At 73.2% G+C, this 12,580-nt stretch carries 4 protein-coding genes; all 4 read right to left on the bottom strand.

The window, feature by feature from the left end; translation table 11 throughout:
- Positions 1 to 77 precede the first annotated feature (77 nt).
- A complete protein-coding gene (locus NMK44_RS35510) occupies positions 78 to 662 on the bottom strand; it encodes a DUF2867 domain-containing protein (protein ID WP_254750995.1) in 585 nt (194 codons plus the stop codon).
- Positions 663 to 764: 102 nt separating this feature from the next.
- Positions 765 to 2,207 (bottom strand): cytochrome P450, encoded by a 1,443-nt coding sequence (locus NMK44_RS35515; protein ID WP_254750997.1) that lies wholly within the window; start codon positions 2,205 to 2,207, stop codon positions 765 to 767.
- 21 nt (positions 2,208 to 2,228) lie between these two features.
- Entirely contained in the window at positions 2,229 to 3,647 is a 1,419-nt protein-coding gene (locus tag NMK44_RS35520) for an MFS transporter (RefSeq protein WP_254750999.1), read from the bottom strand.
- Positions 3,644 to 12,580: type I polyketide synthase (locus tag NMK44_RS35525; RefSeq protein WP_302888999.1), on the bottom strand; the 8,937-nt coding region annotated here is incomplete at its 5' end. The genes NMK44_RS35525 and NMK44_RS35520, both read right to left, overlap by 4 nt.

Genomic DNA, 12,580 nt, shown 5'->3' on the forward strand with positions numbered 1-12,580 from the left:
CGCTCCCGCTCACACGCGATGTGGCCGCGCCGGGGATCCGGCGCGGCCACATCGTTCAGGTGCTGGTCAGAGGGGTGTCAGCGGGGTGTGCTCGTATGCCAGGAGCGGCCGATCGCCTTGACCAGGGACGGCGTCACGAAGATGCGCCGGAAGGGCAGGATGGCGGGCATATACACCTTGCCGAGCAACCCCTTCTTGCGCACCAGCACGGCCATCTGCGCGTGGTGCCTGCCGTTCCCGTCGTCCACCCAGCCGATGTGCATCGCGGCGTGCACGGTCTTGTTGACGACCTCGGTGACCCATTCGTCGGAGGTCTGGAAGACCGACTTCATCGGCACGGTCTTCAGATCCGGGCCGCGCCGGCCGTTGAGCAGATCATCCGTCAGCCGGTCCCGCAGGGAGGGGTTGCGCGGGCCGACCCCGTGCTTCTCCTTGTCCCAGCCGAGCAGGGAACCGAGCCGCCAGCGGATGGCGAACAGCACCTTGTACATCGGCGACGGCGCGAAATCGGACCCGTCACCGTCGAACTGCCGTACCAGCAGCGCCAGATCGTCCGGGCCCCCGGGGGTGTCCAGGTCCCATACGTCCTCGACCTCGAAGTCCTTGATGAACTCGTGGACCCTCCACGGCCGCTCGGTGAACGCGGTGTTCGGGAGCCTCATCCAAACCTCCATCTCATGTGCGGCGCGAGCGGACCAGCCGGGGTGTGAACCCCGGCCACGCGCGGCGGAACCAAACCTACCGGGGGCGCCGGCCCGCGGGGCTCAGCCCGCGCCGATTCCGGCCGTCGCCCTGCGCGGACGGAACACCATTCGGGCACCGTTCCGCGGGATGTTGACGACCGTTCGGCTGTGCGCCGACTCCGGTTTGGCATCGGCCCGCTCGACGTCACACGTGGTCAGGATCTCGGTCAGGGTGGCCTTGAGCTCCATGAGCGCGACCCGGTCGCCCAGGCAGCGGGTGTGACCGCCGCCGAACGGGATCCAGGTGTGCGAGGCGGGCTTGACGCCGAGGAAGCGCTCCGGCTTGAACTCATCCGGCTGCGGGTAGTTGTGCTCGTCCCGGTTGAGCAGGTAGGCGCTGGCCCACAGCCGGTCGCCGGGCTGGTAGCGCACCCCGCCGATCTCGATCGGCTTGACCACCTCGCGGGGGACGATCTGCTGGATCGGCGGGCCGAGCCGCAGCACCTCGTGCACCACGGCGGTCAGGTACTTGTCACCCGCGCCCTCCGCCATCTCCTCACGCAGCCGCTCCACCACATGGGGAGCGTGGGTGAGGTACTCCATGGCCCAGCAGATGGCCGAGGCGGTGGTCTCGGTGCCGGCCAGGAACTGGGTCATGATCTCGTCGCGCATCTCGACCCGGCTGGGCTTGGTGCCGTCCGCGTTGGTGATGCCCAGCATCACGCCCAGCAGATCGTCACCGACCGCGCCGGAGCGCTCGCGCTGCTCGATGGCCGCGTCCACCATCGCGTGGACCCGGGCGCGGCGGGTGAGGAACTCGTTCACACCGTTGGGCCGGAACAGCCGCATGCGCTTCATCTTGCCGTCGGGGAGCATATGGAACGGCTTCATGGTCGACGGGCGGGAGTTGAACTCCAGCATCTTCATCACCTCCTCGAACATCGCGTCCTCGTTCACCGGACGGTGCTCACCGAAGAGCACTTCGAGGATGACCTTGGTGGTGTAGTGGTGGGCGAAGCGGTGGACCGCGAAGGCCCGGTCGCGCGGCCAGGAGGCGACCGTCTCCTTGGCCAGCCGGTACACCTCCTTCTCCACACGCTTGAGCGCGTCACCGCGGAAGCTGGGCATCACACTGCGCCGCCGCGCGGTGTGCTCCTCCTCGTCCAGCCAGGCCAGACCGTTCTGGCCGGTCCACTTCTCGATGGGGGTGTTGCTGGAACCGGTGTGCAGCACGTCCCGGGGCGCCAGGAACATCTGCTTGACGTCCTCCGGTGCCGAGATCACGTACAGCGGGACACCGGGGATGATCGTCACGCGGAACCGGCTGCCGTGGGTGGCACGGGCCTTCTTCAGGAACGGCTCCGGACGGGCCCAGATGCTGAGCACCTGACGCATGCGCGCCATGTCCACGGCGGGCAGCGCGGTGGACGGGATGACCTCCTTCGGAGCCGGTGAGGAGTGGTCTATCGGGCACTTGCCCCCGGATGCGACCGCCGCGTCGTGAGCGTTGCTGGAGTGGTCCATTTCGCTGGTTACCTTGCTTCCTTATCTCGTTGCCGCTTGGGTCACGTGCGCTGACTGGTTGCCGCCGCCCGTGCCGGGCGGGGCGGACGGTCTCACCGGGCCGATCGCGAACAGGGCGAGCCCGCTGACGAGGCTGGCGCCGGTCATGATCATGAATGCGGTGCGGAAGTCGGAGAGGCCGGGCACACCGTCGAGCACGGACGCGATCACGGCGACACCGACGGCCATGCCGATCTGACGGGACATCGAGGACATCCCCGTGCCGGTGGCCACGCGCTCCGGTGGCAGGGACAGGGTCGACGCCGCGGCCAGCGGCGGCAGGATGAGGCCGAAGCCGATACCGCCGATGATGGCACCGGGCAGGAAGTGGCCGGTGAAGTCCGGGGTGGCGTCCAGCGCGAACGTCCACCACAGGCCGCCCGCCGCGAAGAGCACACCGCCGGCCAGTCCGACCAGGTGCGCCCCGTAACGGACCGCCAGGATACCGCTGGGCACGGCGAACACGGTGGCCGACAGCGGTCCCGGGGCGATCTCCAGGGCGCCGCGCAGCGTGGAATGCCGCCAGACCTGGGTCAGGAAGAGGATGGTGGACATGGCCATCGCCCCGACGCCCACGAAGAAGAAGCCGGTGGCGATGTTGCCCAGGGCCACGGGCCGGATCCTGAGGATGGCGGGTTCGATGACCGGCGCGGGATGACGCAGCCCACGGCGCACCGTATAGGCGAGGCCGACCGCCCCCGCCACCGACAGACCGATGACCTGGGCGCTGCCCCACCCCCACACCTGTCCCTGGGAGATGGTGGCGACGACGGCGGCGACGGACGCCGCGAGCACCGCGATACCGAGCAGGTCCGGGACCGGTCCGGCCTCGGTGGCGGACCGGTGCAGCGACCAGCCGCCGATCAGCAGCGCCGCCGCCCCGAGGGGCAGGTTGACCACGAAGACCCAGCGCCAGTCGATCTCCGCCAGCAGTCCGCCGAGCGGCAGCGCGGCGGCGGAGCCGACACCGCCCACCGCGGTCCACAGCCCGATGGCGACACCCCGCCGCGACGGCGGGAACAGCCCGAGCAGCAGTCCCAGCGAACTGGGCGCCATCAGCGCGGCGCCCACGCCCTGGAGGGCCCGCGCGATCACGAGCACCTCCAGGTCGGGCGCGGCCGCGCAGGCCGCGGACACGGCGGTGAACAGCCCGAGGCCCAGCAGGAAGACCCGCTTGCGCCCGGACCGGTCGGCCCAGCGGCCGCTGGGCAGCAGCAGCGCGGCGAAGGTGATCGCGTAGGCGCTCATCACCCATGACAGATCGGTGAGACTCGCCGACGAGAAGGACTCCTGCATGCTGGGGAAGGCGATGTTCACGATCAGCATGTCCACCGCGGAGATGAACACCCCGACCAGGACGACCGCGATGGACATCCCCCGGCGCAACGCGTCGCTCCTCATGCCTCGATCCACCTTTCGATCGCGTCCGCGGTATCCGCCGCGGCGGCATCGATCAGGGCGAAGTGGTCGGCGTCGACCTCGACGTGGTCGTCGGTGGTCTGCCAGCGCGGTCCGTCCGGCGCCACCGTGCCGCCGAGCGGCCGGGCCGCCCGGACCATCAGGGTCCTGGCCGACACCGGCTCCGGCCGGTGGCCGGTGAACAGGGGCAGGTAGCCGCCCATGGACAGCCAGCTCGCATCGTCGATGGAGACCGCGCGCCGCTCCTGGGTGAGGATCTCCTCCAGCATGGAGGCGAACACCCGGCCCGTCGCGTCCTCATCGCCTTCCTCGCCCTCGTCGCCGTCGAGCGCCAGTGTGTCGATCATGGCGACTCCGGCGAGCGCGGCCCCGGAGGACTCCAGACGCTCGGCCAGCGAACGTGCCACCACACCGCCCATCGAGTAGCCGACCAGGACGAACGGAGCGTCACCCACGGCCGCGCGGATCGCCCCCTCCAGGACCTCCACGGCCGTCTCCCGGGACCTCGGGGAGAGTCCGGTTCCGAAGCCCGGCAGGGAGCAGACGTGGACGTCCCGCACTCCCTCGAACCGGTCGGCCAGGCGCATGAACTGTTCCTGGCCCGAGCCGACCACATACACATAGGACGGTACGCAGACGACCTTCACCCGGCCCGGTCCGGAGGCCAGCTGCGCCAGACGGCCGTCCCCGTCGGGCAGTTCGGCGGCCGAGGAGAACACCGGCCTGGTGTGCGCGGCGTCCAGCAGCCTCCGCAGCGCCTCCGGCAGGGTCCCGTCCCCGGCGGCCTGCCGGAGCCGCAGGCTGATCGTCTCCCCGGCGGCCTCGGGTGCTCCGGTGTCCGGTGCTCCCGAGCCGACCCGCTTGAGCAGCTGCCGGGCGATCTCGGCCGGGGTCGGGTGCTCGAACACGAAGGAGACGGGCAGCCGCAGACCGGTGGCCTGTGAGAGCCGGTTGCGCAGGCCCACCGCGCTCATCGAGTCCATGCCGAGCTCCTTGAGCCTGCGCTCGACATCGATCGTGTCGTCGGCGTCGTGGCCGAGCACAGCCGCGACATGGGCCGTGACGAGCTCCAGTACGACCCGTTCGCGGTCCGCCTCGGAGACGTCCGCGAGCCGCTGGGCCAGCGACCCGCCGCCCGTCTCGCGCGGTGCGGGCAGCCGGACCAGTCCGCGCAGCAGCGCGGGCAGCGTGCGCTCCTGGGCCTGGGTCCGCAGCGCCGCCGGGTCGAGCTGGACCGGGGCCAGCAGGGCGGCGTCCGTGGCGAGGGCCTGGTCGAACAGCGCCAGCGCGCGCTCGGCGGACAGTCCGGTGGTCCCGGGGGACACGGTGTCGCCCTCCCACGGGCCCCACGCCAGCGCGGTTCCCGTGAGGCCGGCCGCGCGGCGCCCGCGCACCAGCGCTTCGGCGGCCGCGTCGGCCGCCGGGTCCTGGGCCGTGCCGCCACCGAGGGAGGCGAACGAGGAGAACACCACGAAGGCGGTGAGGCCGGTCCGTTCGGTCAGCGTGTGCAGCCGCCGGCCCAGCTCAAGGCCCTCGGGCTCGCCACCGGTGTGCACGACGGCAGCCAGGGGCCGCTCCAGGGACCCGATCACCTCGGCCAGCCGGTCGGGGCCGCAGGTCTCGACACGCGCCCGCGCGCCGAGCTCCGCCAGCTCCGCGACCAGCGCGTCCGCGGCGTCACCGGACGGGCCCAGCAACAGCAGCTCGCGCACACCGTGGTGGGTGGCCAGATGACGGGCCAGCGACGCGCCCACGGCGGTCGTCCCACCGGTGATCAGCACGGGGCCGCCGGAGTCCGCCCACCGGGGTCCGCCGGTGGCACCGGCCGGGACCAGCGCCAGCCGGGGTGCCAGGAACTGGCCTGCCCGGATGGCGAGTTGGGGCTCGTCGGCACCGAGTACCGCGTCCCACGCGGGCCCGGTGTCCCCGTCCACCTCCACGTCCACATCCACGACGAGGAACCGGCCCGGGTGCGCGGACTGCGCGGCCCGCAGCACACCCCAGACGGCCGCCTGCGCCGGATCGGGGACCTCCCCGTCCCGGACCGCCACCGCGCGGCGGGTCGCCACGGCCAGCACCGCGTCACCGGCCGGACCGTGGTCCACCCAGCGCCGCACCAGGGCCGTGGCCGCGTCGGCCGCGCCCCGCACCGCCGCGGGCTCCTCGCCGGCGGGTGTGCCGATCACCGTGAGGACGGCCTGCGGTACCGCGGCTCCCCCGGCCAGCGCCCGCTCCAGGTCGGCCAGATCGGTGTACCGCTCCGCCGCTCCCCCGGCCACCGCGCCCAGCGCGGCCAGCCGCACCGGGGCGGTGGCACCCGGCTGGACCGCAGCCCAGTCGACGCGGTACAGCGAGCTCTGCCCGCGGCGCAGCTCCTCGAGATGGGCGGGATCGACGTCGTGGAAGGCCACCCGGTCCACACCGAGCACCAGCGCGCCGTCCTCGCCGAACACCTCCAGCCGCAGCGTGTCGCCGTCGGAGGTGAGGTGCGCACGGCCGGTGGTGGCACCGGTCGCGGCCAGCCGCACCCCGGACCAGGAGACCGGCAGCCTCGGCGTGTCCTGCTCCGTGAAGCCCGACTGGCCTGCGTGCAGCGCGGATTCGAACAGCGCCGGATGCACACCGAAGTCCGCCCCGCCGATGTCCTCGGGCAGCGCGAGCTCGGCGTACAGCTCGCCGCCGGAGCGCCACAGCGCCCGTACTCCGTGCAGCGCCGGACCGCAGTCCAGACCGAGACCGGCCAGCGCGGCGTACAGCCCGTCCACCGGCACCGGTTCGGCCCCGGCCGGCGGCCACTGGCCCGACCGGCCCACGGCGGGCTCGGTGTCCGGCGCCAGCCACCCGGTGCAGTGGCGGGTGGATCCGGCGCGCTGGTCACCGTCCTGGCGCGAGTGGACCGCCACCGGGCGACGGCCGTCGGCGCCGGGGGCGCCCACGATCGCCTGGATCTGCAACGCGGCGCCGTCCGGCAGCAGCAGCGGCGCCTCGAACATCAGCTCGTCGAGCAGCGGCGCCCCGACCCCGCGGCCCGCTGCCAGCGCCAGTTCGACCAGCGTGGTGCTGGGGGCGACCGGCAGACCGAACGCGGCGTGGTCGCGCAGCCAGGGCTGGGACTCATGGGACAGCCTGCCGGTGAGCACCCACTCGTCCCGGTCGGCGAGCTGCATCCCCGCCGTGAGGACCGGGTGCTCGACCCGGCCGAGACCGGCGGCGGCCGGATCGCCCGCGGTGGTCCGGCTCACGCTCGGCCAGTACCGCTTGCGCTGGAAGGCGTACGTGGGCAGCGGCACCCGCCGGGCGCCGGAACCGGCGAAGCAGACGGCCCAGTCGACCTTCACCCCGGCGATATGCGCCTCGGCGAGGGAGAGCAGGAACCGTTTCATCCCGCCGTGGTGGCGCCGCAGCGAGCCGACGACACCGACGCGGCTCGTACCGGTGGCGGCGACGGTCTCCTCCATCGCCACGCCCAGCACCGGGTGCGGGGACATCTCCAGGAAGCATCCGGTGCCGTGCTCGGTGAGCGCGCGGATCGCGGGCTCGAAGCCGACCGGGTTGCGCAGGTTGCCGTACCAGTACGCGGCGTCCATGGTGGCGGTGTCGACGAACGCGCCGAGCGAGGTGGAGTACAGCGGGACGTTCCCGCCGCGCGGCTCGACCGTGGCGAGCGCCTCCAGCATCTCGTCGCGGGCCACCTCCACATGCGGTGAGTGCGAGGCGAAGGTGGCCGGGACCCGCTTGGCCCGGATGTCCGCACGGTCGCAGCGCTCCACCAGGGTGGTGATCGCGTCCAGATCACCGGCGACGATGACCGCCGCCGGGCCGTTCACTGCCGCCACGGTGATCCGCCCGTCGTAGGGCGCGATCAACTCCTCGACCCGCTCCACCGGCACGGCGAGGGAGGCCAGGCAGCCGGTGTCCATCAGTCGTTCGTGGGCGATCCGGCTGCGGACGGCGATGATCCGGGACGCGTCGCGCAGCGACAGCCCACCGGCCACGTACGCGGCGGCGATCTCGCCCTGTGAGTGGCCGACCACCGCCGACGGCTCGACACCGTGGGAGCGCCACAGCGCCGCCAGACCCACCATCACCGCGAACAGCGCGGGCTGGACCACATCGACCCGCTTCAGGGAGGGCGCGTCCGGCACGCCCCGCAGCACGTCCTCCAGACGCCAGTCGACGAACTCCGAGAGCGCCGCGCCACAGGCGGCGATCTCGGCCGCGAACACCGGTGAGGTGTCCAGCAGTTCGACGGCCATGCCCTCCCACTGGGCACCCTGGCCCGGGAACACGAACACCGGTTTGGCGCCGGTGGTGGCGGGGCGGCCCTGAGCGGTCCGCTCGGTGACCTCACCGACGGCGAACGCGGCCAGCTCGCCGACCAGTTCCTCACGGTCGGCGGCCACCAGCACCGCGTGGTGCTCCAGCGCCGCGCGCGAGGTCAGCAGGGAGTGTCCGATGTCGAGCGGGGAGAGCCCGGGGTCGGCCACCAGATGCCGCCGCAGACGCTCGGCCTGGGCGCGTACGGCCGCCTCGGTGCGTGCGGAGAGCAGGACCGGGACGGCGGGAGCCACGGTCCCGGCCGCGGCGGCCGGGGTCTCGTCCGCGGCCGGCGCCTCCTCGACGATGATGTGCGCGTTGGTGCCGCTCACCCCGAACGACGACACGCCCGCGCGGCGGGGACGGCCGGTGCCGGTCCACTCCCGTGCCTCGGTGAGCAGCTCGACCTCGCCCGCCTCCCAGTCGATATGCGGGGAGGGCGCGTCCACGTGCAGGGTCCGCGGCAGCTGTCCGTGCCGCATCGCCATCACCATCTTGATGAGTCCGGCGACACCGGACGCGCCCGAGGTGTGGCCGATGTTCGACTTGATGGAGCCCAGCCACAGCGGGTCCCCGTCGCGCTCCTGGCCGTAGGTGGCGAGCAGCGCATGGGCCTCGATCGGGTCACCGAGGACGGTGCCGGTGCCATGGCCCTCGACCGCGTCCACCTCGGACGGTGAAAGGCCGGCGTTCGCCAGCGCCTGACGGATCACCCGCTCCTGGGAGGGACCGTGGGGCGCGGTCAGGCCATTGCTCGCACCGTCCTGGTTGATGGCGGTTCCCCGGATCAGTCCGAGGATCTTCCGTCCGTTGCGCTTGGCGTCCGACAGCCGCTCCAGCACCACCAGACCCAGACCGTCGGAGAAACCCGTCCCGTCGGCCGACGCCGCGTACGCACGGCAGCGGCCGTCCGGGGAGTTGGCACCCTGGCGGCTGAACTCGGTCATGGTGATCGGCGTCGTCATGAACGTGACGCCGCCCGCCAGCGCGAGCGAGCACTCGCCCGCGCGCAGCGCCTGCGCCGCCATGTGCAGCGCGACACCGGAGGAGGAGCAGGCCGTCTCCACCGACACCGCGGGGCCTTCCAGCCCCAGGGTGTAGGCGATACGGCCGGACGCGACGCTCGACATGGTGCCGGTGACGCGGTAGCCCTCGTACTCGGCGGGCACGAGCATGCTGTAGTCGGAGCCGGTGATGCCGACGAAGACGCCGGTGTCGGTGCCGCGCAGGGAGGTCGGGTCGATCCCGGCGTGCTCCAGGGTCTCCCAGGAGGTCTCCAGCAGCAGTCGCTGCTGCGGGTCCATGGCCACGGCCTCGCGCGGACTGATGCCGAAGAACTCGGCGTCGAAGTCGCCCATGCCGGTGAGGAACCCACCGCCGGAGGAGGAGGTCGTACCGACCCGCTCACCGTCCGGGCTGTACAGCGTCTCCAGGTCCCAGCCCCGGTCGGCCGGCAGCGGACCGATCACATCACGGCCCTCGGCCACCAGCTGCCAGAGGTCGTCGGCGGAGGTGACACCGCCGGGGTAACGGCAGCCGATGCCGACGATGGCCAGCGGCTCGTCCACCGCCCCGCGCCGCTTCCGCGCGGCCGGAAGGTCCGCCTGCGCCGGGCCGTCGACGTGCTGGAGCAGCAGCCGGGTGACGGCCTCGGGGGTGGGGTGGTCGAAGACGACGGTGGCGGGCAGCGCCACCCCGGTGCTCCGGGAGAGCCGGTTGCGCAGTTCGACCGCGCTGACGGAGTCGAAGCCGAGCTCCTTGAAGGCCCGTTCACCGTCCACCTCGTCGGCGGAGTCATGGCCCAGCACGGAGGCGACCTGCGCCCGCACCAGTTCGAGCACCACACCGTGACGCTCCGCCTCCGCCACTCCGTCCAGACGCCGCGCCAGGGTGCCGCCGGACGCGGCACGCCGGGCGGGGACCCGGACGAGGCCACGCAGAACGGCGGGCAGCAGTCCGGCACGGGCCTGTTCGCGCAGCACGGCCGGGTCCAGTTCGACCGGGGCCAGCAGCGGTGCGTCCTCGGCGAGACCGCGGTCGAACAGGTCGAGTCCGAGCTCGGTGGTCAGCGGCAGGATTCCGGCCTGCGCGACGAGCATGGGGTCGGCCGCACCGGTTTCGTCGATGCCGCGGCCGTCGGCCCAGAAGCCCCAGGCGAGCGTGGTGCCGGGGAGTCCGGCCGAACGCCGGGCGCTCACCAGCGCCGCCAGGGCCGCGTCCGCCGCCGAAGTGGCCGCCTGGCCCGGGATACCGACGAGCCCCTCGAAGGCGGAGAACGTCACGAACGCGGAGAGGTCCGCGTCCGCGGTCAGTTCGTGAAGCTGCCATGCAGTGTCCACGGTGGCCCGCAGCACCGTCTCCAGACGTTCCTCGGAGAGGTTCTCGATCAGACCCGCGTCGGGCACCACCGCGGTGTGCACGACGGCCGTCAGCGGGTGCTCCAGGGAGCCCAGCAGCGCGGCCAGTTGGGCGCGGTCGGTGACGTCGCAGGGCACCACGCGCACCCGGGCGCCGAGGTACACCAGCTCGGCGGTCAGCCTGTCGGCCTGACCGCCGGGGGCGGCCACCACCAGGTGGCGGGCCCCGTGGTGGGTGACGAGACGCTCGGCGAACGGGGCGCCGAAGCCACCGGTGAGCAGGACGGTGCCGTCGGGGTCCAGCGGCCGCGGGCGGTCCGCGGCCGCGCCGGACACCCGGACCAGCCGGGGGGCCAGCGCCTTGCCCTCGCGTACGGCCACCTGCGGTTCACCGAGGCCGTGCAGCGCACCCCACTCCGGCTCCCCGTCGGCGTCCACCACGTCCACCAGCTCGAAGCGGCCGGGGCGTTCGGACTGCGCGGCGCGGAGGACACCCCATACCGCCGCCTGCGCGGCGTCGGGAGCCTCGTCCGCGACGGCCACCGCGCCACGGGTGACCACGGTCAGCGTGGCCTCGCCCAGCGATTCGGCGGCCAGCCAGCGCCGCACCAGGGTCGCGGCCCGCACGGCGGCCTCGCGCACCGCCACGGGCGTCTGACCGGCGGGGGTGTCGATCGTGGTCAGCACCGTCTGCGGGACGGGTGCCCCCTCCGCGACGGCGGCTTCGAGCGCGGCGAGGTCGTGGTGACGCTCGGCCGCCCCGCCGACCTCGCCCAGCGCGGCCAGCCGGACCGGCTTGGCCGTACCGGCCGTGACGGGCGTCCAGTCCAGCCGGAACAGCGCGTTCTGACCACGGCGCAGCTCCCCGAACCGGGCCGGGTCGGCGGCCCGTAGGACGATCCGGTCGATATGTGCCACGGGCGCACCCTCGGCGTCGAAGACGTCGAGCCGCACCGCGCCCTCGCCGAGCGGGACGATCCGCGTACGGGCCCGCGCGACCTTGTCGCCCACGAGCCGCACACCCGACCAGGTCACCACCGACGGTGCCTTGTCGGCGGCGGGCCGGGGCGCGGTGTGCAGCGCGGACTCCAGCAGGGCGGGGTGGAGGGCGAAGCCGCCGGGCTCGGTGCCGTCGGGCAGCGCGAGTTCGGCGTACACCTCACCGTCGACGGTCCACGCCGACTGCGCGCACTGGAGCAGCGGGCCGCAGTCGAGGCCGAGTTCGGCCAGGGTGGTGTACAGGGTGTCCACCGACATCGCCGCTGCCTCGGCGGGCGGCCACTCGCCCAGCCGGGCGGAGCGGGGCTCGGCGTCGGGGGCGATACGGCCGCGCGCGTGCAGGACGGGGTCGGCGGACTGCTCGTCGTCGTCCGTCCGCGAGTAGACGGCCACCTCACGGCGGCCGTCGGCGTCGGCCCGGCCGAGCGTGATCTGCACCGGTACGTCGGCGTCGTCGGCGAGGGCGAGCGGGGCGTCGAGGGTGAGTTCCTCGACCAGGTCGCAGCCCACGTGGCGGGCCGCGGACAGGACCAGTTCCATCAGCGCGGCGCCGGGGAGGGTGACCGTGCCGAACAGCGCGTGGTCACGGGTCCACGGCTGTCCCTGCTGGGAGACCCGGCCGGTGAGGACCCACTCGTCGCGGTCGCCCACCCGCACGGCGGCGGCGAGGACGGGGTGTTCGACCCGGCCGAGACCGGCCGCCGTGGCATCGGCGAGACCGGTGGCGTCCAGCCAGTAGCGCTTGTGCTGGAAGGCGTAGGTGGGCAGCGGGACGCGGCGGGCACCGGAGTCGGCGAAGCAGGCCGCCCAGTCGGTCTTCACGCCCGCGGTGTGCGCCTCGCCCAGCGAGAGCAGGAAGCGGGCGAGACCGCCTTCGTCACGGCGCAGCGAGCCGACCACACCAACGCGGCCCGCCGGGCCGTGGGCGGTGACGGTCTGCTCCACGGCCATGGCGAGCACGGGGTGCGGGGACATCTCCAGGAAGCACCCGGTGCCGTGGTCGATGAGCGCGCGGACGGCGGGTTCGAAGCCGACCTGACCGCGCAGATTCCGGTACCAGTACCCGGCGTCCATGGTGGCGGTGTCCAGGAAACCACCCGTGACGGTCGAGTAGAACGGCACACTCCCCGCCATCGGAGCCACAGGAGCCAGCGCAGCCAGCAGCTCCGCCTCGATGGCCTCCACCTGCGCCGAATGCGAGGCATAGTCCACCTTGACCCGGCGCGCCCGCACCCCATCACG

Origin of the sequence: Streptomyces cucumeris, from assembly GCF_024295805.1 — a bacterium.
Lineage (GTDB): Bacteria > Actinomycetota > Actinomycetes > Streptomycetales > Streptomycetaceae > Streptomyces > Streptomyces cucumeris.

Bases quoted from the DNA above. Each gene is read 5' to 3' on its own strand.
- NMK44_RS35510 (WP_254750995.1), bottom strand. From the start codon at position 662: ATGAGGCTCCCGAACACCGCGTTCACCGAGCGGCCGTGGAGGGTCCAC.
- NMK44_RS35515 (WP_254750997.1), bottom strand. From the start codon at position 2,207: ATGGACCACTCCAGCAACGCTCACGACGCGGCGGTCGCATCCGGGGGC.
- NMK44_RS35520 (WP_254750999.1), bottom strand. From the start codon at position 3,647: ATGAGGAGCGACGCGTTGCGCCGGGGGATGTCCATCGCGGTCGTCCTG.